The following is a 23,608-nucleotide window of genomic DNA, read 5'->3' as shown; positions in this document are numbered from 1 at the left end:
AACTTAACACCTAAAACTTAAAACTGATTATCCTATTCCTCCATCATTTCATCCGGCAAATCCGCATTCGTATAAACCTTCTGCACATCATCCAAATCGTCCAAAAACTCCAGCAACCGGACAATTTTGGCGGCGTTGTCCCCCTCCACCGGCGCCATGGTCTGGGGCAGCATGGTCACTTCGGCCACGAGGCAGGTCAATCCCTTTCCATCGATGGCCGTCTTGACCGCCTCGTAGTCGTCCGGTTCGGTGATCACCTCGTAGTTGTCCTCGTCCACGCGCACATCCTCGGCCCCCGCCTCCAGGGCGATTTCCATCAAGGCATCCTCGTCGATGGCGCTGCGCTCGATCACCATGTATCCCTTTTTCTTGAACATCCAGGCCACGCAACCGCTCTCGCCCATGTTGCCGCCATGTTTGGTCAAGGCGTGGCGGATTTCCGAGACCGCGCGGTTCTTGTTGTCGGTGAGCGAATCGATCAGAATGGCCGCGCCTCCCGGTCCGTAGCCCTCATAGGTGGATTCATCGTAGGTGACCCCTTCCAACTCGCCGGTGCCCTTCTTGATGGCCCGCTCAATGTTGTCCTTGGGCATGTTCTCCTGCTTGGCGGCGGCGATGGCGGCCCGCAAGCGCGGATTGGCGGCCGGGTCGCCGCTGCCGGCGCGTGCCGCCACGGTAATCTCCTTGATCAATTTGGTGAACACCTTGCCCCGGCGGGCATCGGCGGCACCCTTTTTGTGCCGAATATTGGCCCATTTGCTGTGTCCTGACATTGATTCCTCCTACTTCTTGCCCAGCCCGATGATGAAAATCTCCCGGCTGGCTTTGCGACTGCTCTGGGGTTTAAAGATATGCATACGGTCGAACCGTGCTTTCACCTGATCGCTGAACGGTTTGAAATCCTCGCCTTGGAAAATTTTGCACACAAAATGGCCCTTGGCTTGCAACAGTTCGTCGGCCACCGCCAGGGCCGTGCGGCACAGTTCGTAGGAGCGTGCCGCATCACCGAAGCGGTCGCCGGTGGTGGCCGGCGCCATGTCGCTGAGCAGTACGTTGAATGCGCTGCCCAGGGATTGGGCCGCCGTCGCCTGCAGCGTGTGGATGTCCCCCTGGATCGCTTGTGCCTGCTTGGGCAGCTGCACCGTCACAGGAGTCAAATCCACCCCCAGCACCGAACCGCCGGGGCCCACCTGTTCGGCGGCGTAGAGCAACCACGACCCCGGCGCGCATCCCAGGTCCAGCACGCGGTCGCCCTTGGCCAGAACACGATGTTTCTTTTGTATTTCAGCCAACTTGTATACCGAACGGGCCGGGTAACGCTCTTTCCGGGCCTGCCGGGTGTAGTGGTCCTGCCATTGGGGTTTCCGGGTGGCTCTTTTTCGCGTCATATAATAATTTCGCAGGGAAAGTCAATTGGTTAAGCGGTTATGTGGGTCACAAGCCAAGCGCAAGCAGCACCGCAGTCCCGAATCAAATCGTGGTCCGTCGCCAGACCGTCGGCGCCAAAGCGCACATGGTGACATGTTCGCTCCGATTCGGCAAATGTTTCTCGTCAGTCGAATCGGCGGTGTCCATTACGACGTTCCTTTGATATCCTATTTTTACAGGGGTTCGTTTCGAAAAGGAACATCGTATATCAGAGGAGGTGCCATGAAAGCGCTTAAGGCCAAGATTTTCAACCACAGCACCGAAAACATCAACCTGCCCAATGAACTGCAGCTCAACGCTTGGCTGGCCGAACATCCGGGGGTCGATATCGTACACACCCTGCAGTCCGAATCCATGACAGTGGCCGACAACGGGGTGCAACGCAATTTGACCATCACCCTGATCTACCGCGAACCGCCCGACTGATTCGGGCTGCCCCATATTGCCCTCGGCATTGATGGTACCGGCGGTCGGTGGCACGCATTTTGATTCTCCTTCATCCAGCGTAAATTCGCAAACCGTAATCCTGGAGGTAGCCCATGTGGCGTTTTTTCGCAGGTATCAACCGCAACCTGGTCATCGCCATTCCCATCACCATGCTGCTGGGTTTCGGGTATGGCCTTTTCCTCCCGGTATCATTTCTGAAAACGCTGATTATTCCGTTCACCTTCCTCATGGTCTATCCCATGATGGTGACGTTGAAACTGCGCAAGGTGCTCGAAGGCGGCGATGTGAAGGCCCAACTGCTCACCCAGGTGATCAATTTCGGCGTGATCCCCTTCGCGGCGTTCGGTCTGGGTCTGCTCTTTTTCCGCGAGGCGCCCTACATGGCTTTGGGCCTGCTGCTGGCCGGGTTGGTGCCCACCAGCGGCATGACCATCTCCTGGACCGGTTTCGCCAAGGGCAACGTGGCCGCCGCGGTCAAGATGACCGTGATCGGGCTCACCCTGGGGTCTTTGGCCACCCCGTTCTATGTCAAGTGGTTGATGGGGCTGAACTGGACGTGGACGTGCTGCTGGTGATGCGCCAGATCGTGGTCATCGTCTTTCTGCCCATGGCGGCCGGATTTCTCACCCAACAGATCCTGGTGAAACGCTATGGCATGGCGGATTTCCAGCAGCGGATGGCGCCGCGTTTCCCGGCGCTGTCCACCGTCGGCGTGGTGGGCATCGTCTTCATCGCCATTGCCTTGAAAGCCAAGGGGATTGCCGCCTCGCCCCAGCAGCTCGGCTACATTCTGTTGCCCCTGACGGCCATCTACGGCTTCAATTTCCTGTTGAGCACCCTCGTCGGCCGCTTCCTGCTGCCCCGCGATGACGCCATCGCCCTGGTTTACGGCTCGGTGATGCGCAATCTCTCCATCGCCCTGGCCATTGCCATCAACGCCTTCGGCCCCCAAGGTTCCAGTGCCGCCCTGGTGGTCGCCATCGCTTATATTGTCCAGGTGCAGTCGGCTGCCTGGTATGTGCGGCTGACCGACAGACTCTTCGGGCCGGCCGAGGCAGCGCCGCCACCGGCCGAAGACTGCCGACCGCCGGCCCATGCGGCGCAGCGGCCCCGGTAACGTTCTGTTCGGCATGGAAACGCGCGTACCGTCGCCCGAATGCCGTCCGGGCGGTCGTTTATGCAAGAGATTGTGCTCGGCCGGCGCCCTTGCCCGTCGATAGCTTCTCCTGAACGGCGGCCACCTTGCGCTGCAGGCGCCCGGAAGGCCCTTTGCGATAGTCCGCTTTCAAAGTGAGGTAAATTCGGTCGCTGTCCTTCTGCAGCGCTTTAAAACAGCGATGCACAACCTCCATCACCTCCTCCCACTCGCCCTCGATGCAGGTCCCCATGGGATTCAACGCGAAAGCCAGTCCGCCCTCTTCAATGATCTGGACGGCCCTGGCGACATACGCTGCGACGCTGATGCCCTTGTCCATTGGAAAGATGGATAGTTCGACGATGACGCTCATTGGATCGGCCTCCGTAAAGGATCGATGGATCCGGCAACCCCTGTTCGTAAAATTCGGCAAACGGTTATCCGATGGATGTCATAAACCTTTCCATCCGGCAACAGGTGCCCGCACAATGAATACCGGAATTTTGGCGGAACGAATGAGCTTGTCCGCTATACTGCCCATGAGCCAGCGCGAGGCGCCGGATCGTCCATGGGTGGCAATAATGATGACATCGACACCCTTCTTGTCGGCAAATTCAATCAGACTGTCCGCGATGCGGCCCTCCAGAACCTCCGAATGAACGGACGCACTCATATGATTGAATCGCTCGCGGATTTTCTGGATGTACTTTTTCGCCGGTGATGTTTGAAGTTTTTCAAATTCCGCAAGACGCGCCAGGTCGGCATAATCTTCTGCGGAGGAGAGCGTTTTATCGGGATCCACCACCCGAACGAAAATGACATCACTGAGTTTGAATCCTTCCACAAATGCTTCCACGTGGGGAAACACGCACTCGGCAAGTGCTGAACCATCTAACGGAACCATGACTTTTTTATACATTGGTGGCCTCCTCTATGTTCCGCTGTTCTGGTGGAGGTTTCGAATATTGCGCTGCCTATTCCATGATTCAATCGCACCAACACAAAGGACTCGGTATTCGCCGGTGGTGAACAACTGCTCGATGCCGTATCCGGCCTTATAGGCCTTGGGTGGAAAGCAGGCACGAGGCGCGGTCTTCGCCGTTTAGAAGCCGGTGTAGGCAGCCGCACCATTTGACGCCGGCAGTTCTTCATACGACCCGACCGCGCCCCGCCATTGGCGGTTCATGGCGTGTTGCTAATCGATGATGCTTATCAACACAATGTCCGGGAGCGTGATGTCCTGGTTCACCTCAAAATGGGTGCCGCTCCACAAGTGAAGAAATGAGGGCCGATAGGTGCCCGCAGGTTCCAGCGGCGTGCCTTTGGCATTCCTGTCCAGTTTGCCGTTTTCGTCTATGTCCTGAAAGGCGAGAAGCGCATACCTGCCTTGCGGAACGCCCTCAAATTTGAAAGACACTTTTCCCGTGGTTTTCTGCTCATCGGTCAATTGGATTGCACAACAAAAAACCGGCTCTATATCGCTCTCCCACTCTTCATGCGTTGAAAGGCTCACAATAACGTCCGCCGTTCCGACGCAGCAGACAGTTCCAGAAACCGAGTATTTTTCCTGTGCAGACACAGCGCAGACACCGAACGCGAAAACGACAAGCATTGATAGGATTGGCTTTTTCATGGCAAATCTCCTTTGTCGTGTGGGTTGCTAACTGTCGAGCGCTTCGTTGTGATTGAAATTCGGTTTCGGCAGAAAACCGCATCCATCCGATAAGGGGAGTGGAGGGGCTTCGCGTTATCCGTCCCTATCGAATTTTCGCAAACCCCAAAAAAATGCCGAGCACTACCTGGGGTGCGCTTAACGATGTCACCCTCGGCAGCTCGGCTGTCTTTGAAACCAAAGTCCTGAAGAAGGGCCTGATAAATCCAGCAAGCAGGTGTCGGAAATTCTATTTCGAGACCCGTGGCTTTCCGTCCCCATTTCGCAATGGGTTTGGCTTTGGCGCTGATGGCAAATGATGGGTAGGCCTCCATGGAGCGCGTTGCCCCAAGGAGGCATTATTCAGGAATTTTGAGGGGCGTATCCATTGAGACACCTCCTGTTTGGAGGTTTGTGGACGAAAGGGCAACTGCTGATTTCATCAGAAGCCATATGGAACCGGATGTCAAGGAAAATGCGGTTCGAGAACATTTGGGGGCAGTTGAAAAAGTTGCAGGATGCATGGACATTGATCGGCACCACGCCCATCGACGATGAGAATGGCGCGGTGCCGGAAATTCATTGCGAAATGGCGCTCAATCACCTCGCGGATCGGCTGCCGGATCTACTTTGGCGTCGATTTCGCTAACGGTTGCAGGTGCAGCATGCGGCAGCTCGTTCATACACGCCGCTATCGCTTCTGCAAGCCGGGCGGCGGCGTCGAACCTTTCGTCCAGCCCCTTGGCCAGCAGTTTTTCGATGATCGCCTGGCAACATGGCGGAATATTTTTTTCCGAATCCGAAACCGGCGGGTGGGCCTCATGCATAATCGCATAGATGATCTGGTTGATGGTATCGCCTCTAAAGGGTTTGGCGCCGACCAGCAACTCGTAAAGAACGATACCCAGGGAAAAGAGATCCGAGCGGCCGTCCAGCGTCTGGCCGGCCACTTGTTCCGGCGACATGTAATTGGGTGTCCCCAGGAGAATCCCGGTGCCGGTCCTGGATGCATCCACTACGAGGGCGATACCGAAATCGGTGACCTTGACGCGGCCATCTTCCAGCAACATGATGTTGGCCGGTTTGATATCCCGGTGAATCACGCCCTGGTTGTGGGCATAATCAAGCGCCACCGCCACATCCGCGACAATGGACAGGGCCTGATGGACCGGCAACAGGTGCTCCGCCGCACAAAACCGGGTCAAATTCCCTCCGTTGAGCAGTTCCATGGCGATATAGGCCATGTCGTGCTCTTCGCCCACATCGTATATGGATACGATGTTGGGATGGGACAGCTTGCCGGCGGCTTCGGCCTCCCGGAAAAAGCGTGCTTTCACCTGATCCAGGTCCCCCGAAACGACCTCCGCGTATTTTAGCGTTTTGATGGCGACCTCGCGGTTGATTTTGGGATCGCGGCCCAGATAGATCGTTCCCATCGAGCCCCGGCCCAGCTCCCTGAGGATCTCGTAGCGCCCGAAGGTCGGCTTGATGTCACCGTCGAGCAGCAACAAGGGGGGCTTCCCGTTGCCGCCGTTGACGGGTGCGGGCAAGGTACCGTCCGGCGATTCGAGCCGGCTGCTGCGTTGTTCGATATCTTTGAAGGGGCCGTATCTGCCGATGTGATGGTAAATCGTCAACGCTTTGCCGAACATCCTTTTGCGCTCGAAATCCAGACCCAGGTTGTACAGCAGCAGTTTGACCGAACCGTCCTGGAGCGGGCATTTCATGAACCGCTCATAGGCCATGTCGAGCAGGCCCTGCCCCTGATAGTGCAACCCGAGGTGTTTATTCGCATCGATGACTTCGTGCCGCCATTTGCGGGCGTAACCGGCGGCCGTGATCAGCACAAAACCGCCGCACGCCAGGGCGGCCGGCCCGAAAGGCTTGATCCGGTACCCGTAACCCAGCAAAAGGGCGACGCCGATGACGAACCAGGTGAACAGAAAAATGCCGAGGATCGAGGCGCCGACCCGGGTCTCCATGCGCGGGATCGCAAACATGAGGAAGAAAGCAAAGTAGAGCAGGGCCGCGATTTCCAGCGGTTGCGCCCATGCAGGACGGGAAAGCCGGGCCGTCGACAAAATGCGACCCAATACATTGGCGCTGATTTCAACCAAGGCGGCCGAGGCATGCGGTCCGATGCGGTAGAAGGGCGTCATCTCTTCGCCGGTCGCGCCGATTAAAATGATGTTGTCCCTGAAAATGGCAGGATCGAGCGATCCCTGGAGCACATCCACGAAAGAGTAGGTTCTTGCCTTTGTCCAGGCAGCATCATAGTTCATCAGGAGACGATATTGGTCGTCCGTGGCGATCTCGAGGTATTTGATCCGCAGACAGGGCTGACCGAAAAAGTTACGTCCCACGGTCAGATCCTGCAGGTCCCCGCCGGTTTGGCGGATCGCCAGCTGAAGGGGCATGGCCGGAAACAGCCGGTCCTTGTATTCCATCAGCAACGGCATGCTGCGAAACAAACCATCCCGATCCTCGTCCAGGTTCAGGTGCCCCAGGCCGCTGGCCTTGGTTGCCAGCGCTTCGAAGGGCTCCCAGACACCGGTCATGGTGATGGGCTTGTGACGGAAGGTATGCGTCGTTTGGGCTTCGGCCGAGGGCGTTTCGGCGGTACCGGCGGCCAACGCCGCCGCATCCAGTGAGCAGAGGGCCAACATCCCCGACATTTTGTTGCGCTCCGTCGCCGCCTCCGGTCCCTTGGTAAAGCGTATCGGAAGCACCACATTTCTGCCCCGGCGGACGGTTTCAATCAATTGGGCGTCCTGGTCCAACTGCTCTTCGACCTTGCTCAGCATGCCCTGAAAGGTTCGCGCGGCCTGCTTGTCGCCCTTCCATTCCCGATCACCCAGCAGCTTTTGGGTTTCCTCGATTGCCAACAGACCGGGATTGGCGTCGGGCTGGGTATACAGTGGCAGAATGCCCATGGCCCCGGCCTGCTGGGATGTCAGAAAACGAACCATTTCGGCAATGCGCGAGCGGGGCCAGGGCCAGTCGCCGAGCTCCCGAATGCTTTTTTCGTCGATGGCGACAATGACGATGGGCTGTTCCTGAGGGCTGCGAAAATGGTGCCCCCAGAAATCGTAATATCGATTCTCCAGGTGCTCCCAGGGGGTCAGGGAGAACAACATGCCCATCAGGATCAAGGCACTCAACAACGCAATCTGGACTGAAGGTGCAGCGAGTATCTTTTTCAACATGGGTCCTTGCAGCAAATCGTTACTATGAACACCCCCGCAAGGGGCATATGCCGTGCGCTCCGGCGTCAGTCCCCGGCGGCGATTGCCCGGAAATGGAAATCCCTTCATTAATCCATTATCGCCCGTTGGCGACAACTCTTAACCGTGCGTTCGCAAAAAAGGGTCGCCAGGGCATCATTGGATGGATAACAGTCGGGCCGATGCTTGCCCCACGAAAACCGTGCCGATCAGGTAGGCGGTGTACCCTGCATAACAGGCCAGCAGCGCCGCGCCCTCGATGCGGTTGATGCGGCCCGGCCCCCGGAACCCGTAGCCGATGACGAACAGCGACAAGGTCAGGGCGGCCATGACCAGCATGTCCCGCTTGAAGACCTCCGGCCCCACGGCCATTGGGTGAATTGCCCCGGCGATACCCACCACCGCCAGGGTGTTGAACAGGTTGGAGCCGAGCACATTGCCCAGGGCGATGTCATGCTCCCCTTTGCGGGTGGCGATCAGCGACGCGGCCAGTTCCGGCAAAGAGGTGCCCACCGCGACGATGGTCAGACCGATCATCAGATCGCTGACCCCGAAACCATGGGCGATTTCCAGCGCGCCCCAAACCAGGATGCGGGAGCTGACAATCAACAGCGCCAGACCCACCACCAGCCAGGAAACGGCGCGGCGGACGGGCATGGCGCGGACTGCGAGCTCCTGCTCCATCTCGATGCCCAGAGTGTCGGCTTGCTTCCGCAATCCCTGCCGGATGGTCCAGGCCATCAGCCCGCCGAAGACAGCCAGCAGCACAACGGCATCGAACCGGCTGATATCCCCATCCCGGAGTTGCCATGCCGCCAGGGCGGTCACCGCCGTGAGGATGGGCAACTCCTTGCGCAGTACCTGCGAATGGACGGCGATGGGGCTGATAAGCGCCGTCAGCCCCAGGATCAGGGCGATGTTGGTGATGTTGGAGCCGTAGGCATTACCCAGCGCGATCCCCGGATTGCCTTGCGCGGCGGCCAGGGCCGACACCACCATCTCCGGCGCGGAGGTGCCGAAACCGACGATCACCATGCCGATCAAAAGCGGCGGCATGCCGAAATGGCGCGCGGTGGCGGCCGACCCTTCGACAAAGCGGTCGGCGCTCCACAGCAGAAGTGCGAGACCCAGAGCGATGGCAATAAAGGCCGGTGTCATGCAGTTCCCGTTCTCCTTACATCTTTACGAAACTTTGGCTTGATGCGTTCCGCCATCTCAACAATTACCATGACCGTGCGCCACGTTCGTTCATTGGCATTGATAAAACAGTATCCACGCGATCACGCAGTTCCGCTGCAATACTGCCGATCATGGATGCCGTAACAGCTTCCATGTTTTCAAGATCCCAAAAGTCAACGTAATCGACAGGGTCTTCGAAGATGTTCACCAGATGAGCCCGGACCCCTCGCAGCCATTCATCCTCGGTCTTGAAGCGGCCGGCCATTGCGCCGAGTTCGGCCTTCAGGGTATCCGAGACGCGGGATGCGCCGACAATGAGGCCCCAAGCCATTTCAGTCAGATCGTCGGTGTCCATAAAGCCAATTCCTGAATGGGGTTGAATTTACCTGATCGGTTACTTGTTCGGTACTTGGCCGCTGAGCCAGGGCATCTCACAAGTCGTGTCGCGAGCTTGTCGCAAGTTCACCTCCCAAGTCAACCCTCAAGTCGGCCCCAAGATGTCGCAGCTTGTGTCATAGCTCTGTCGCAGCTTGTCATAGCTCGGCCAATACGTAATGGCGGGTCGGGTCGGTCGCTCCTGCGCCAACCTCAACGATCAGGTTCTTGTCCAGCATCCCCTTCAGATCCCGCAGTCCCATGTTCTGTTTCTGATGATCAGCCCGATCACTGATCACTTCGGTAGCGGTCTGTCCATTTGATTTCCAGTGACCGGACGAGGGTGCCGGGTTTGAAAAAAACCGGTCACCTTGCGATGTGAAAAACTGCACGTTTATCAATTACGTGGAACGCGGTTCAATTTCCAGATACGGATTCGAATTGGCTGGTTGCTCTCATCTGCCCACAGGTTTTCTTGGCCAGCGCGCCTTTGCACGCTCCAGAAAGGGGGGCTCAACATACTTGGGTGCATCGGAAACGATATCCTCGAATTCGGCCATAAATCCCTTCTTGCGAAAGTGCCTTGCGCGCACATCGGCAACCACCGCCTGCCAGTCGGCATTGAGCCCTGCTTTGGCGTAGCATTTCTTGGCATGCTCGATATTGTCGAGGGCCGCGTCGTAATACTTGCTCTTGCCGGCATTGACGATTCGCATGCAGAGCGCCCGATACACTCTGGCAGAAATTTCAGGATGAGAGCGTTCCAGTTTACGTGCCAATGGCTCGGTCCGGTAGTGGCTAAGATCTTCCAACTCTTCATCCGTGACCTTGTGAAGGCGCGATATAAGACGGTCGCTCTCTTTTCTCTCGAGCCAGAGTTCAATCTGAGCGGACAGATCGCCCCTCTCTGAAACCTCCATGGCCTTTTGGTGCCAGGCCATTTTCTCTTTGGCCGGCACGTAGCGCATCAACTCCTTGTATGAGAATGATGAGGGGTGTGCCTCAAACTCGGACCAGGCTGATTGGAGCGCATCTGCCGGGCGGTTTAGCCTGGCCAGCAGGGATCGCTTCATTTCTCGCAGATCGTGTTCTCCAAAGGATCTTCGGCTGTCCGACCGTGCTATCTCCAAACCTCGCTCGACCCAAGTGAGCGCATCTTCGGGGCGTCTCCGGCTTCGGTACATCACGGCGATCGCCTTGCAATCCACGGCCTCGAGCTCGGTCTGCTCGCAAAGTGCTATGTAGGCATCGACATTGCGCTGGCCTGCGAGCAAAGTTTTCAGCACACCGCCCCACCTGCGCCGCGCGTATCCGGGGTAGCGTTTCTCATTGTCATGCGGTGTCATAGTGGATTCGAACTTGGCGCGTATCCGGCGAACGAAGGCGTCCAGACCCACTTTGTCGAGCACTTTGACAGCCTCGCGATCAAGATCATGGCAAAATCCGAAAGGATCGTCCTCCATCCAGGTAAGCAGCGACTTTGCGGTTTCATCCGGATCATGGTTTGCCGCCTGGCGGGCTTGGATCCAACCACGGAAAAGATCATCCACCAGCATGCCGAAATTGCCGCTGGAATCGTCGATCTCCTCGGCTTTTTCATGGCAAGCGGCGATGAAGGTCTCGAACAAATGGGCCGCTCGTCTCGGCTCTTTTTTGATGATTTTTTCAATTTCATCGGCAACATCTTGAACATCGTCCACGAACGACCAGGCGGCTTCGTAGGAAATAAAACTTCCGGGAGATAATGCCGCTTCGATGGCCTGCTCAAGCAGATCGTTCTGTTTTCGCTTTCTGGGGCTCACCGTATTCCTCTGATTTTTAGTCGTTTTCACGATCCTCCCAGGCTGCCTTTGCTCTTACCTCATCAATGAGAAACCGCACGCCCTGATTATCCGACGGGTTCAGCCAGAGCATCCGGTCAAAAACGCTCAGAGCTTCGTCAAGTCGCCCAAGACGCCAGAGGCACAAGCCATATCCATGCATGCAGCGCAAAAACGGGCGGTTGTCTATATGGCCCCATTGCAATAGGTCGGAAAAGTTCTTTCCCAGGGATAGTTCTCCGATACGCATACCGACCTCATAGTGGCGAATGGCATCTTCCGGGCGGTGACCAAAGACGAGATTGCCCAGATGCGAATGGGCATCTAGGCAACGCAGGTCTGCCTGGCACAGCTCCATCAAAATTTTTTCCGCCTCTGCCCATTCGCCGGCATCCTTGAGATCGTTGGACCTGGTGATGGGGTCATCTAAAGGATCATCCAAGTCCCGGCCGGGCAGCACCTGCTCCATTTTAAATTCGAGGCGAGGTCCATGGGCAATGATCGGCTCGGTCCACGCCTCGATGGGCTCGTCCTCTTCGCCCCAATAGTGCTTTCCGGGATCCCACATGCCCATCTCTTCAAGACCAAGCGGCACCAGATCCAGGGCCGCCGCCTCGATCCGGGCCGATTGAATCTCTCCGGAGAGATAGGGATGACCGGCATAACGCCACTGCTTCCGCGGCTTGACCGTGATGATCGCGCCAGGCACGACATGCCAAAGGCGGCTCGCGCGCAGCGTAATGACCTTGTCGCTCTCCAACAAGCGGCACCGGACGGCCCGCTCCTTGACCGAGAGGGCGACCAGTTCGACCGGTTGGCTAAAGTCGAGGTCATCGGCGGTTACCTTATGCTGCTGCTTGCAACGGGCATCGGGTGCCTCCGCAGGGAAGGGATCGAGGTTGAGCCACTTGCGGTAGGCGGCGACGTGCCATGCACCTTCCGAATTTTGGGGAAATTCGACCTCAGACACCGCAACGGTATGTTCGGAGCCATCCTCACGGCGAAATCTTGCCGTCAAGCCGCGCCGCGCGTTGCCGTCGTAGTCAACTGTCATTATCGAAACCGGCACACCGATGACGAAGCCGTCGGCCGGCAAATCGACCTCGTCCTCGAAGGCCTGCCGAAAGGCCCATAGCTGCTCGTCATCACCGTATGCGTCTACCGTGATCTCCTCGATCATCTTTTCCAAAGCATCGAGGTCCTTGTTTCTCTTGGATCTTCGTGCATTCATAAAATGTCCTTTGCTATCAAGCCGGTCCGCCCAACTCCCGCCAGCCCGGCACCGAATCGGCAAATTCCTGCTGAAACGCCGAACGCCGGAAATTGTCCTTCTTGACCTTGCGCGCAAACTTTTCCCAACGCGGTTTGTCGTCGAGCACCTCGACCAGCACATGTCGTACCTTGGCCATCAACTTGGCCTTGCGGGCGTACTCCTTGCGCTGATCATTGCGGTTTAAATTACCGAGTCCGGAAAGATAATATTTTAGAATTTCTTCGGGGAAATCCTTTTCAAGCTCTTTGGCCACCTGGACTTCATAGCCGCCGTCCCAGGCCGACATCGGATAGCGGCCCTTGGATAAAAGAGCCACGGCTTGATCGTACTCGTTGCGGTGCATGTGGATTTTCAGCCGCTCCGATCTCCCGGCCTGTTTCAACTGCAAGACAATTTTCGGCTCGAAAAGACGCCATTCAGCGGCACTGCACAGTTGCTCGAAATCCTTGTATTTTCCCCAGGTCAAGTCGTCAGTGGTCTGGTCGAGCTGAAGGGCCATGTATTTTTCACGATCACCCGCCTCCCGGGCCCGTCCCGCAACAAACCCGCGCAGTTCATCCATGCGCCCTTTCGCTTTTTCCAGCCCCTCCTCAGCCACCTGCATGGCTTTTTCCTTTTCACCGGATTCCCAATAAAATGCAGCCAGGTCATGGTAATCGGTGCCGTATTCCATCCGTCCGGCACGCAGCTCAAGATATTTGTCCCGATCCCCGAGACGGCGGTAGATATCGCGGGCCCGTGCCGTCCTCCACTCCTTGTTCATCGCCTCAAAAGCCTGGGCCAGCCCTCGCAGATCGCTGTCATTATAACAAGCGGCATAAGCCACATCATCAAGCATGTCGTCCATACCGGCATTGCCGCTTTTGATAAGCGGCAGGACAAGGTCCAGAAGCTCGCGCCGGTAATCGGCGTCCACCTCCTTGGATTCCAGCCGCTCTCGAATCTGATCCAACAGCTCGGCCACATGATCCTCGGTGCCATAATCGCCACCGCCGTACATATCCAGTTCATCCAGATCCGGCGCCAGTTCCGACCAAAGGGCCAGGACGGCCTCGCCTTCAGAGCGTTTTATAAGGGCCTTGGAAACTGTAGACTGGGATTTCAGAAAATCGAAACATTCCCGCCGGACATCGGGAAACATCACCGTAAGCTCTGTAATCAGCTTAGAGAGAACTTTATGCGGCGCCGCCTCCAGTAACTCGGCCAGAGCATTTCCTTCTTTACGTTCCTTCGCCATATCCGCCTATCCTGATGGATAAAAATGAAGCAGGTTCGTATATATATGCGTCAAGCGCATAGCCGGGCGCATAGAATTGCGCCGAGTGTTTACCGTTTTCGTATATAAACCGCTCCCTTTCTTTCTCCTTTTTGTTCAATTTTTCCGGTATCTTTCAATCGGCTGAGAAGTTTATAGGCCTAATCCTTTGTTATTCGGCATAAATCCATGGCCTCAGCCCTTTTTATGGAGCCATGCTTGTCGATATAGTTAAGGACCATTTGCTCTTGCTGAATGGGGGCGAAACCGGCCTGGCGGATATGGGCAGCTTTCTGACAAGTGGTGCGATATACTTTCGCGCTGAGCATGTAAGTCCGGCCGCGACCTGATCCATGGGCTTCAACCAATCCCGCTTCTGCCAGTTTTTCAAGAGCGGAGCGTGTTTCCTGTTCAGAATTCTGGGTCGAGGGGGCCAGATCGGCCGTGGTCAATCTTCGTTCGTAGCGAAGCCTCGAAAGGATAATCATGCTATCTATGGGCATAGCCCGTCCAGTTCGGTCTTCATGGGACAATATCATTTCAAGAAAGTTAAAATCTGATTCTGCACTGGACATTCGGACTGTCACTGTGTAATCGTCCGAAATGCCGTAATCCGGAGCGGGCCGGCCATAGCGCAGCATGCCCTTGTAGATCCGATCGATACCGCGCCCTGTCCGTTCCGCCAGGCCGATGCGTTTTACAATATCCGCCAGCAGTGGATTTCGTGATCGGGGTGCGCCACAAGCAGGTTCTGGAGGGTCACCCCTTCGACAAAACCGCCTGGGCTGGAAATTGACAACCCGTCATCCGTATTTTCGTACGGCCTCACGCAGGCGATGTCTTTCCAAGGGGTTCAAATCATCCACAGAAAGCTCCTTCATCAACAGAGCTGAAGGAAATGCAAAATATAACATACGCCGAGTCTTGTGCAAGGCGAAATTTCACCGATTGTTTAAAGAACAACTACTTTATCGGGCAGATAGCGACTTTGGGCGTTTCCGACGCATCCTTGAAATTTCCGGTAAGTAAGCTCCATCAACGAAAAAACAGCCTACCAGGGGCTCTTCGACATAGTATTCCCAGGCCTTACGAGCTCGCTCCTCCCAGGTGGCTGGAACCGCTTCGGAGGCATTGACCTTGCTGAAGGCGGCCGAATCCAGGGCGGCGGCCGCGGCCATGGGCGCGATGATGAACCCGGTGGTGTCCGGGACGGAATGGTTTTGTTCTGGTTGGGCGTTGCATTCCAAGTTATCCCTTTCGATCAAGTCGATGTAAATGGGCACACAAATGGCTTGTGCCAGATGAGGCTTTATGATGGGGGGCTACTTACCGGGGAAGGGTGAAAAGCGTCGGCTGGAGGAGGACGTATGCAACGAGCTTGGTCGTCGCTAATACGCCATGCGTCGATCTGTAACGATTATTCGTAACTTCTCAATAAGTTCTGGTAGCACACAAAAATCGCTGGACAATTCGATGGGGTCATAGTATGCCTATTGAGTATGAAACCTCACATTTTGATGCCACAAATTCCAGAAGAGCAGCCGCATCTGCATGTGCTCGCGAAGGGCCCTTTTTCTATCCAACCGCGGAACGCGGATTTCTCCGGGCCAGGTGGCCAACCGTGTCAAACACTGGCTGACCAGGGCCGGCATTGACAAGGGCATCAGCCCGCATGGACTGCGCCACACCTTCGCCACCCACCTGTATGCGGCCACCTCCGACCTTCTCGTGGTCCAACGGGCGCTCGGGCACCAGGACATCTCGACCACCGAGATTTACACTCACTTGGTGGACGCAGCCCTGGAGGATGCCCTCGAACGCTTGTAAAGACCTTGATCTTGAATTATATCGAAAATGAATCAAACACAGATCTTGACAGGGCTGTCTTTTCGTTATATCTTTGTAGCAACATTGTATATACCGACCAAGGAGGTTCAAATCATGATCAAAACCCTGACCAAGCATGGCAACAGCTTGGCGCTGGTAATCGAGAAGCCAGTCCTGGAGCTCATTGGTGCGGACTCCGAAACGCCTTTTGACGTTTCCACCGACGGGCAGGTGCTTATCCTTTCCCCGGTGAAGGACGCCGGCAGGGACACAACCTTTAAAGCCACCCTGGATAAGGTGAACAAACAGTATCCCAAGGCCCTGAAAAAGCTTTCGGAATAAACCATGGTCCCGAAATTTCTCAGCTTGCCCGAAGTACTTTTGATTCACCAGGACCAGATCGCACGCTACGGTGGTGCACCCGGTATTCGGGACATTGATCTTTTGAAGTCTGCTCTCGGCATGCCGCCGGCAACCTATGGCGGCGAGTTTCTGCACACGGATATTTACGAGATGGCTGCAAGCTATCTTTTCCACCTGGTGAAGAACCATCCTTTCGTGGACGGCAACAAACGGGTTGGAGCGGTAGCGGCGCTTGTTTTTCTTGCTTTGAACGGGTTCGAACTCCACGCCTCCGAGGATGACTTCGCAGAAATGGTGCTGGCGGTGGCCCGCAGTGAAATGGACAAAGCGCAAGTCGCTGTGTTCATCCGCACATGGTCGAAACCAACCTGATTCCTGCCTCAAATCTTCCTGCCGTGAACCTCCGTCTTTCCGGGATCGTGTTTTCCTGGGGCCGGGTGTTATCCGCAGGTATTTCTGCGTTTTCCTTCCGGCCGCCGTCTTGAGGGCCGACTTCTTCCGCAACCCGGCCAATTTTTCAACCAGGGCCGTGGCTGGAGCAAACAGCTCTCGACCGCAACTCAGTCTCCGACCTCAATCTACCCCGTAAAACATTGAAAACAAAGGGCTTCACACCGGAAGCCGAGTCACGCCCCAAGTTCTCACCCGGGAAGCAACTTTTCTCCCCCGATTTCCAAGCTCCGGACGAGGATGCTGGGTTTGCAACGGGAGCGGATACCAAGAAAAGCATCCCAACGAATCTGATTCGATTCCGAAAATAGGAATCGAATTGGCCTACCTGCCCGGCAGTTCCGTGCCGCGACTCATGATCTCGATATAGCCCGCATAGCTGAACAGTCGGTTGCGTTTCTGGGCGGTCAGCTCCTTGACGATGCCAAGCTGCTCCAGGTGACCGAGCGCCTTGTTGACCGTGGCTGAAGTGATGCCGGTCTTCTCCACCAGCGAGCCCGAGGTGGCGATGGGATGCTCCATAAGCGCCCGGTGGACCTGCAGGGTGGATGCCGCCGCCCGTCCGAGGCCGCTGATCTTGTCGCGGTCCTGGTTCGACAGGTCGAGAAGCTGCTGGGCCGTTTCCACAGCCTGGGTGGCGGTGACGATCACGGCCTCGGCAAAGAAATCGAGCCAGGCTTCCCAATCTCCGGTCAGACGGACATTGGTGAGCAGCTCGTAATAATACTGTCGGTGCGTCTTGAAATAGAGGCTGAGGTAGAGCATCGGCTCCCGCAGCACCTTCTGCTCAAACAACAGCAGCGCGATCAGCAGACGACCCAGACGGCCGTTACCGTCGAGGAACGGGTGGATCGTCTCGAACTGCACATGGGCCAGTGCCGCCTTGAGCAGCACCGGGGTCGGCTCCGGCTGGTCATGGAGGAAGAGCTCCAGCTTGCTCATGCACTCCAGTACCTCTTCGGCCGGAGGCGGAACGAAGGCCGCGTTGCCCGGCCGGGTGCCGCCGATCCAGTTCTGGCTGCGACGAAACTCCTCCGGGGTCTGATTGCTGCCACGACCCTTGGTCAGCAGCACGCCATGAATCTCGCGGAACAGCCGCAGCGACAGTGGCAGCCCTTCCTCCAGCAAACGCAGGCCATGGTCAAGGGCGGCGACATAATTGCTGACCTCCCGCACGTCATCCAGTGGCACGCCGGGTTCCTGGTCCAGCTCGAACAGCAGCAGATCCGACAGGGACGACTGGGTTCCCTCGATCATGGAGGAGAGCACGGCCTCCTTGCGGACATACATGTACAGGAACAGCGAGGTGTCCGGCAGCAAGGTCGAGACGCTGTCCAGCCGACCGAGGGCCAGCAGCGCCTGGTCGAACTTGCTGCGCAGCACCGGCGTCCAGTCGATGGGTGGACGTGGCGGCAGCGGCGCGGGCACGAAGGCCTGGGCCTTCTCACCCACCGTCGATATGGTCACGTATCTACCTTGGAGTTCTCGCTTCATCCTGCCTGCCTCGAGCCTAAAATAAGGTTCGTCTTTATTTTACTTTCGCTGCACATCCTAAAATAAAGGACCAGGAAGGAAAAATCAAGCGGATTTCCTGAACGGCCACTTCGATTTCCTCAGACGAGCGTTCGACGTTGCGACGCATATGCTAAAGCGGAAAAAATTTACAACCACGGCTCCGATTTTTCGGTTGCCGGAAAGCCCTTGGTATCAAAGGCTTTCGGGCCGTTGGTCGGAATGGGCATTCTCCGGGGTCGGGAAATGCTGTTTCAATCCCATTTCCTTTTCGAGGTCACTTTCGGACGTGCGTTTTCTCTGCCCCTCCGAAAAATCTCGCGAACTCGTCTTGAACGGTCCTTGAAGCACAACCCATTGTAAAATCGGGATTTCGGTGTGAGGCGGTGTCGGCGGGAGGTCGGAAACGCGGGAAATCGGGGTGAATAATTTTTGCGTTTTCCAGGTGAGTCCGATTTGCGTTAGCTCTCAGACCGGCAAAATCGGAGGGAACGACGACCTACCGCAAAACAGTCTCAAAGCCCGTGCTCCTCGCAACTCCTTGATAATAAACGCCGAAGTCATATCCCACAACCACTTCCCGACAACCCGACCAGAGAAACGATTTTCTTCCTCGATTTCCCGGCACCGGACGAGGGTGACGGGTTTGCAGTAAAACCGGATACCTGGCGACGAACCGCAACAACTTCGAATCCGGTTTTCGGACGCCGGTTCGGTTCCCAAAACGGGAATCGAATTGAGCATCCCGGGCAAGCAATCCTGCCTCCGGTGGCGTCATGGCTCACACCTTTTTCGCCACGTAAACGCCGTAGCTGTAGTAGTCACGGAATCTTTCATACAGGGCTATTTCGTGCCGTTCCGCATCGACGATAGCCTTGGCCTGGTTGCTGTGACCATGCCGCTCCAGAAACGCATCAAAACGGCTCTGCATGGGGCGATAGTAATCCTCCAGCCAGCAATGCACCGGCAGGACAAAGTAGCCCTGCGGGCTGTAACCATGCCGCTCCACTATCCCGATCTTTGCCGAGGCGACATCGATCTCCGGGTACTCCGAATGCCAATGGGATTGGAGCTCCGCCGGTCGTGTGGCACTGAGCCAGGTGATCTCGGAAACAATGAGCTTTCCTCCGGGTTTCAGGAAGCGGCGCCAGGTGGAGACCCCTGCCTCGAAGCCGATATTGTAGATGGCCCCTTCAGACCAGATCACGTCGAATTCACCCTCATCAAACGGCAGGGCATCCATGGAACAGTTCAGCGTGGTGATCCTGTCCGCCACGCCCTGCTCACTGGCTCTGATTTGCAGTTCATCCAGAAACTCCTGCAGGAAGTCCACGGCTGTAATGTCGGCGTCCAGCTCCCTTGCCAGCAGAATGGTCGATGCGCCGGTACCGCAGCCGATATCCGCAATCTTTAGCGGGCGTGACAGGTCGAGTCCAGCCAGCTCCATCGCCAGTTTTGTTTCAGTGTCTCCGCCTGGACCTTGCCGTTTCGCAGGCCGGTGGAGATCAATGAGTAATTGGAAATCATCCATACACGGTTTCTCTCTTGATTAATGTTTGCGTGCTTCCTCTCATGTAACATCTGCGCCTGTTTTCCGCAAAGCGGGATTGTTCCCGGCAACCATTTCGGACGCCGGTTCGGTTCCCGAAAACGGAATCGAACTGAGTCGTCTGCCTTTTCGACAAACCACTTGCTTATTCCGACCAGCCAAGCATGAATGACACCGGTTGCCAAAATGAACAGGGAGCACCGGGCCATGCCATGATCGAATGCCTGAAACAAATCATCCGCGAATACCAGAACCTTGAACCGTCGGGCGGCCTGCTTCCCCGGCGTGTCACCATTGGCAATCTGCCGGGCAAGGTCTCGGTGGTCACCGGCGTCAGGGGGAGCGGCAAGACCGCCTTGCTGCGCCAGCGCATCCGGCAGTTGATCGAGAGCGGGGTTCCCGTTGAGAACATCCTCTCTCTCGACCTGGCCGATGACCGGCTTTACTGGCTGCGGCACGAAAACCCGGACCTCATCCTGGAGGCGTACTTCGAGCTCCACCCGCAGAAGCGCGGCAGCGAGACGGTTCATTGCTTTTTCGACGAGGTGCAGGCGCTCCCGCACTGGCCGCTCTTCATCGGCCGCTTGACGCGCACCGAAAAGTGCGAGGTCACCGTGGCCGGTTCCTTGCTGCCCTCACCGGATGAGGACACCGCCAGCCCGCTGACCGGCCGGATCGTCTCCTGGGAGATCTTGCCGCTTTCGTTCCGTGAGTTCCTCGACGGCAAGGGCATCGAGAGCGACGGCCCGCTCTCCAACATGCAGCGGCTGACCATCCAGAAGGCATTCGAGAACTTCTGGCAGGTCGGCGGCTTCCCCGGTGTGAACGGCCTCGACCAGCGCCAGCGCATCGAAGCCCATCAGGCGAACTGGAATGCGATTATCGCCAGCATCATCGGCCACCACAACATCTCCCACCCTCGGGCGGTGATCGATCTGGCACACTGGCTGGCGGACAACACCGGCTCCTTTTACGCCGTCAGTCACCTGACCGACTTCCTGAAGTCCCTCGGCCACCGGGTGCGCAAAAGCTCGGTGGTCGACTGGCTCGCCTGGTTCGAGGATGCCGGGTTGCTGTTCAGCGTGAACATCTTTTCCAGCTCGCCGACCCGGATCAGCGTCAATCCCCGCAAGGTCTATTGCATCGATCACGCCCTTGCGGCCTCGGTCAGCTCCGGCATCCTCACCAACCGCGACAGTCTGCTGGAGAATATGGTGTTCACCGCGCTGCGCCGGGTGACGCCGGAGATCTTCTACCACAAGACCAAAACGGGCCGGGAGGTGGACCTTGTCGCGCTGCTGCCGACAGCGCCGGGCCAAGAACGAGCCGTAATGCTGGTCCAGGTCTGCGCCTCCCTGGCCGATCCCCGCGTCAGGCAGTGCGAAGTTCGATCCCTCTCCGAAGCCATGGTCGAACTGGCGGTGGCTGAAGGGACCATCGTCACCTGGCGCACCGATGAAACCATCCCCGTGGGCTTCGGCACCATCCAGGTGGCGCCGGTCTGGCGGTTTCTGCTGGAGATGGAGCCGCGAACCGAAAATAGCGGCTCATCTTATTTTAGGTTCGTGCCGCTTCCTAAAATGATCGATCGCGTCACATCACGCCGAGAATCCATCCTTCGACCTGGGCAACGGGGTATTCGCCGGGCAGCATGTCCGGCTTGAGAAATTTACCGAGGCTGCCACCCGTATCAACCTGCCGCAGCCAGGCGGCAGCGACGTAGGCATCGTGCTGGTCGGGCGTGCGGCGCTCCCGTGGAGTGCTCTTGCTCCAAAACGACGGGTAGACCTCCCCAAGCGCGGATTTGCCGGCAGGAATTTCCCAGCCATCGAAGGGCCAGAAATGGACCCGCTCACAGAGCTGATTGCGCAGATACCGAAGCCAGGGCAATCCGGCATGGGTCGATTTGGCCACCGAACCGGGCACGTCGAAGTGAAAGACCGACTTGGCCCCGGCCCGTTCCTCGGTTATCCGCCGCCAGCGGGCGCTGCCGGAACGGGCCTCGCCCTCGCCCATTAAACCGAGGCGAATGAAATCGACGTAGGTGTGCTCGGCATCGGTCGGCCAGTGTTTCTGGAAATCATCAAGGAAGGTCGGCCAATCCGGTTCCAGCCAATGGACCTCGAAATACCGCAGGGGAAAGGAAAAGCCGTGGTCGATACCAACGATGGTCGGCACATCCCCGGATAGCTGTTCCGCCAGCCATTCCGCCAAGCCGCGCCGGGTCCAGTATTTGCACGGGCTGGGCGGCGGTTCCACCTCTACTGGCTCAGACTCGCGGCTGGCCTCGTAAACCCGGAGCCCTTTCAGGCTGGCATCCGGTGTTTCCGCGCCGGAATAGTCGATGCCGATATAGCGTTGGAACGCAGGATGCGTCATAAACTCACTTCCAGAAATTTACTTGATCGGTTACTTGGTCGGTTCTTGATCGGTGAGCCAGGGCATGTCGCAAGCCGTGTCGCGAGTTTGTCGCAAGTTTCACCCCCCAAGTCACCCCCCCCAAGTCACCCCTCAAGTAGGCCGTTTATTCTTTCTCCGGTTTTTCCTCTCCGGCGGATTCGATCTGCTTCACTATCCGGTCAAAGTCGCTTTCAAACAGCCGATCCTGCACGATACGGTACTTCTCGAATTCGCTTTCGGCATGAGCCTTGGCGATATCCGCACTTACCTTGCCACTGTGCTGCAGAATGTCACGCTCGGTGAACTCCAGGAAGGCGTCCAGCCGCTTGGCCCAGTCCTCCATGGTCATGGGGATTTTGCGCAGTGCGCGTTCCTCGGCAAGATCAAGATAGGCATTCACAATCCGCCCAAGAGCTTCCAGCTCCTCCTTGGCCAGATAGTTTTTGGCCACCGCAACATCGGTTTTCAGAATCTTGCCGTCAGGGGCCTTTTCCCAGGTGGTCAGCCCCATGTTGGCCTTGGTGCTGTCGGCCCGCTGCAGGATCAACTCGGCAGCGGTATGGCCATGGATGGCAAAATGCAGCTTGTTCTGAACCTTGGCGAAAAACGCCTTGGTGGTCGGCGCGTCCCGATTGTAATCGACACTGGTGGCATAGATGTCGGTGATTTTCTGGTAGAAGCGCCGCTCCGAGAGGCGGATCTCGCGGATCTCTTCCAACAGGCGTTCGAAATAGTCCTCACCCAGAAACGCGCCGTTTTCCATGCGCTTTTTGTCCAGCACATAGCCTTTGATGGCAAACTCTCGCAAAACCTGTGTGGCCCACTGGCGGAACTGGGTAGCCCGCACCGAATTGACCCGGTAGCCAACGGAAATGATCATGTCCAGATTGTAATATTCCAGCTCCCTCTGAACCTGCCGCTTCCCCTCTTGGCGAACTGTCAAATATTTTTTGACAGTTGCCTCTGGATTCAGCTCTCCCTCATCGAAAATGCTTCGAATATGATGGCTGATATTTTGCTTAGAGGATTGAAAAAGCTCTGCCATCAACTGCTGGGTCAGCCAGATGGTTTCGTCCTCATAACGGGCCTCAATGTTTTGTTCACCCGCCTGACCGGTGAAAATCAGGAATTCAGCGGTGGAGTTGCGAATCAGTTTTTTGTCGCGGTCAGTCATGGCATGTTTCCCCTCATTCAACGTCCAGATAATCAAAGCGGCCGAGCCGCAACAGATTTTCCCGGGCACGTTCAGCATTTTCGCGGACCTGAGGGTCTTCAGCGGTCAGGCCAGCCTTCAAAATTGGCTTGGCCTCATCGGCTGAAATATACATCTGCGTGCCTTGGTCCATGGCATTCGTGATTTTGGCAAAGCATTCGACAACCAATGCCAGGTGATTCGGGAGCAGTTTATTCAGAGCTCTCACCTCAAGCGAAAGTCCAACATCTTTTCCCCGGCCAAGATCGAGAATCTTCGAGTATGATTGCAAACGCCAGTCCGGATCGAGACATTCGGCTTCCAGCCAAAAGGTAAATTCCTGAAGCTCCAGCGGTTCAGCGGCTACAAAGCGCCAATCGAAAAAAGCGATAATGCGGTCGGTCAGTGTTTTATCCAGATGCCTGCCGCTATTTTTCAATGATCGGCCAACATGGTTGAAGAGTCGCCCCCAGCGTTTCCGGTGGTGGGTGGGAGCATTATCAAACTGTTAATAAAAAGTAATTGATC

General features: G+C 56.8%; 23 protein-coding genes, 1 pseudogene and 1 riboswitch. Of the genes and pseudogenes, 7 read left to right on the top strand and 17 right to left on the bottom strand.

What is annotated here, in order from left to right:
- Positions 1 to 32: 32 nt before the first annotated feature.
- A complete protein-coding gene (locus MRX98_RS03065; protein ID WP_246902910.1) occupies positions 33 to 773 on the bottom strand; it encodes a YebC/PmpR family DNA-binding transcriptional regulator in 741 nt (246 codons plus the stop codon).
- 9 nt (positions 774 to 782) lie between these two features.
- Positions 783 to 1,388 carry an SAM-dependent methyltransferase gene (locus MRX98_RS03060; RefSeq protein ID WP_246902909.1) on the bottom strand — a complete coding sequence of 202 codons (606 nt, stop codon included), beginning with the start codon at positions 1,386 to 1,388 and terminating at the stop codon, positions 783 to 785.
- Between the two features lie 262 nt (positions 1,389 to 1,650).
- On the opposite strand from MRX98_RS03060, the gene MRX98_RS03055 reads away from it, so the two are divergent.
- Both MRX98_RS03055 and MRX98_RS22135 read left to right on the top strand, forming a co-directional pair.
- A complete protein-coding gene (locus tag MRX98_RS03055) occupies positions 1,651 to 1,854 on the top strand; it encodes a hypothetical protein (RefSeq protein ID WP_246902908.1) in 204 nt (67 codons plus the stop codon).
- Positions 1,855 to 1,967: 113 nt separating this feature from the next.
- Positions 1,968 to 2,992: pseudogene (locus MRX98_RS22135) on the top strand (arsenic resistance protein).
- A 58-nt stretch (positions 2,993 to 3,050) separates the two neighbouring features.
- Here the strand turns inward: MRX98_RS22135 and MRX98_RS03040 are convergent.
- The 10 genes from MRX98_RS03040 to MRX98_RS02995 form a co-directional block, all read right to left on the bottom strand.
- On the bottom strand, positions 3,051 to 3,383 hold the full coding sequence (locus tag MRX98_RS03040) for an MTH1187 family thiamine-binding protein (protein WP_246902903.1): 333 nt from the start codon (positions 3,381 to 3,383) through the stop codon (positions 3,051 to 3,053).
- 78 nt (positions 3,384 to 3,461) lie between these two features.
- Positions 3,462 to 3,929 carry a universal stress protein gene (locus tag MRX98_RS03035; protein ID WP_246902902.1) on the bottom strand — a complete coding sequence of 156 codons (468 nt, stop codon included), beginning with the start codon at positions 3,927 to 3,929 and terminating at the stop codon, positions 3,462 to 3,464.
- 276 nt (positions 3,930 to 4,205) lie between these two features.
- On the bottom strand, positions 4,206 to 4,643 hold the full coding sequence (locus tag MRX98_RS03030; RefSeq protein ID WP_246902900.1) for a DUF2141 domain-containing protein: 438 nt from the start codon (positions 4,641 to 4,643) through the stop codon (positions 4,206 to 4,208).
- Between the two features lie 191 nt (positions 4,644 to 4,834).
- Positions 4,835 to 4,970, bottom strand: a riboswitch (cyclic di-GMP riboswitch).
- A gap of 287 nt (positions 4,971 to 5,257) precedes the next feature.
- A complete protein-coding gene (locus MRX98_RS03025; RefSeq protein ID WP_246902899.1) occupies positions 5,258 to 7,867 on the bottom strand; it encodes a CHASE2 domain-containing serine/threonine-protein kinase in 2,610 nt (869 codons plus the stop codon).
- A gap of 174 nt (positions 7,868 to 8,041) precedes the next feature.
- A complete protein-coding gene (locus tag MRX98_RS03020; protein ID WP_246902897.1) occupies positions 8,042 to 9,043 on the bottom strand; it encodes a calcium/sodium antiporter in 1,002 nt (333 codons plus the stop codon).
- A 64-nt stretch (positions 9,044 to 9,107) separates the two neighbouring features.
- Positions 9,108 to 9,419, bottom strand: a complete 312-nt coding sequence (locus MRX98_RS03015) for a hypothetical protein (RefSeq protein WP_246902896.1) — start codon at positions 9,417 to 9,419, stop codon at positions 9,108 to 9,110.
- A gap of 475 nt (positions 9,420 to 9,894) precedes the next feature.
- On the bottom strand, positions 9,895 to 11,271 hold the full coding sequence (locus MRX98_RS03010; protein WP_246902895.1) for a DUF6880 family protein: 1,377 nt from the start codon (positions 11,269 to 11,271) through the stop codon (positions 9,895 to 9,897).
- Complete coding sequence (locus tag MRX98_RS03005; RefSeq protein ID WP_246902894.1) at positions 11,258 to 12,490, bottom strand: cytoplasmic protein; 1,233 nt, start codon at positions 12,488 to 12,490, stop codon at positions 11,258 to 11,260. The genes MRX98_RS03010 and MRX98_RS03005 overlap by 14 nt, the downstream gene beginning before the upstream one ends.
- Before the next feature lie 16 nt (positions 12,491 to 12,506).
- The gene (locus tag MRX98_RS03000) at positions 12,507 to 13,769 is read right to left on the bottom strand and encodes a hypothetical protein (RefSeq protein ID WP_246902893.1); all 1,263 of its coding nucleotides are present in this window, start codon (positions 13,767 to 13,769) and stop codon (positions 12,507 to 12,509) included.
- A 179-nt stretch (positions 13,770 to 13,948) separates the two neighbouring features.
- The gene (locus tag MRX98_RS02995; protein ID WP_246903058.1) at positions 13,949 to 14,473 is read right to left on the bottom strand and encodes a putative DNA binding domain-containing protein; all 525 of its coding nucleotides are present in this window, start codon (positions 14,471 to 14,473) and stop codon (positions 13,949 to 13,951) included.
- 445 nt (positions 14,474 to 14,918) lie between these two features.
- Here MRX98_RS02995 and MRX98_RS02990 point away from each other — a divergent pair, with 445 nt between their 5' ends.
- The 4 genes from MRX98_RS02990 to MRX98_RS02975 all read left to right on the top strand — a co-directional run bounded on the left by MRX98_RS02990 (position 14,919) and on the right by MRX98_RS02975 (position 16,349).
- The gene (locus tag MRX98_RS02990; protein WP_246902892.1) at positions 14,919 to 15,062 is read left to right on the top strand and encodes a hypothetical protein; all 144 of its coding nucleotides are present in this window, start codon (positions 14,919 to 14,921) and stop codon (positions 15,060 to 15,062) included.
- Positions 15,063 to 15,338: 276 nt separating this feature from the next.
- A complete protein-coding gene (locus tag MRX98_RS02985) occupies positions 15,339 to 15,614 on the top strand; it encodes a tyrosine-type recombinase/integrase (protein ID WP_343217724.1) in 276 nt (91 codons plus the stop codon).
- 114 nt (positions 15,615 to 15,728) lie between these two features.
- Positions 15,729 to 15,956 (top strand): AbrB/MazE/SpoVT family DNA-binding domain-containing protein, encoded by a 228-nt coding sequence (locus MRX98_RS02980; RefSeq protein ID WP_246902891.1) that lies wholly within the window; start codon positions 15,729 to 15,731, stop codon positions 15,954 to 15,956.
- Positions 15,957 to 15,959: 3 nt separating this feature from the next.
- Positions 15,960 to 16,349 (top strand): type II toxin-antitoxin system death-on-curing family toxin, encoded by a 390-nt coding sequence (locus MRX98_RS02975; RefSeq protein WP_246902890.1) that lies wholly within the window; start codon positions 15,960 to 15,962, stop codon positions 16,347 to 16,349.
- Between the two features lie 402 nt (positions 16,350 to 16,751).
- Here MRX98_RS02975 and MRX98_RS02970 read toward each other — a convergent pair whose 3' ends face one another.
- Both MRX98_RS02970 and MRX98_RS02965 read right to left on the bottom strand, forming a co-directional pair.
- Complete coding sequence (locus MRX98_RS02970) at positions 16,752 to 17,894, bottom strand: Fic family protein (RefSeq protein ID WP_246902889.1); 1,143 nt, start codon at positions 17,892 to 17,894, stop codon at positions 16,752 to 16,754.
- Between the two features lie 826 nt (positions 17,895 to 18,720).
- Positions 18,721 to 19,470: a class I SAM-dependent methyltransferase gene (locus MRX98_RS02965; protein WP_246902887.1), complete on the bottom strand. Its 750-nt coding sequence runs from the start codon at positions 19,468 to 19,470 to the stop codon at positions 18,721 to 18,723.
- 182 nt (positions 19,471 to 19,652) lie between these two features.
- Between MRX98_RS02965 and MRX98_RS02960 the strand changes: the two genes are divergently transcribed.
- Complete coding sequence (locus MRX98_RS02960; protein WP_246902886.1) at positions 19,653 to 21,152, top strand: ATP-binding protein; 1,500 nt, start codon at positions 19,653 to 19,655, stop codon at positions 21,150 to 21,152.
- Here MRX98_RS02960 and MRX98_RS02955 read toward each other — a convergent pair.
- From MRX98_RS02955 to MRX98_RS02945, 3 genes are all read right to left on the bottom strand, one after another.
- The gene (locus tag MRX98_RS02955) at positions 21,082 to 21,867 is read right to left on the bottom strand and encodes a hypothetical protein (RefSeq protein WP_246902884.1); all 786 of its coding nucleotides are present in this window, start codon (positions 21,865 to 21,867) and stop codon (positions 21,082 to 21,084) included. The two genes, MRX98_RS02960 and MRX98_RS02955, sit on opposite strands and share 71 nt — an antisense overlap.
- 145 nt (positions 21,868 to 22,012) lie before the next feature.
- The gene (locus tag MRX98_RS02950; protein ID WP_246902882.1) at positions 22,013 to 23,140 is read right to left on the bottom strand and encodes a virulence RhuM family protein; all 1,128 of its coding nucleotides are present in this window, start codon (positions 23,138 to 23,140) and stop codon (positions 22,013 to 22,015) included.
- Positions 23,076 to 23,519, bottom strand: coding sequence for a hypothetical protein (locus MRX98_RS02945; protein WP_246902880.1), 444 nt, complete (start codon positions 23,517 to 23,519; stop codon positions 23,076 to 23,078). Before MRX98_RS02945 ends, MRX98_RS02950 begins: the two co-directional genes overlap by 65 nt.
- Positions 23,520 to 23,608 lie beyond the last annotated feature (89 nt).

The organism is Desulfatitalea alkaliphila (assembly GCF_022968795.1).
GTDB lineage: Bacteria > Desulfobacterota > Desulfobacteria > Desulfobacterales > Desulfosarcinaceae > Desulfatitalea > Desulfatitalea alkaliphila.
Note: the sequence above shows the minus strand (reverse complement) of the source record. Positions and strands in the feature narration are given on the sequence as shown.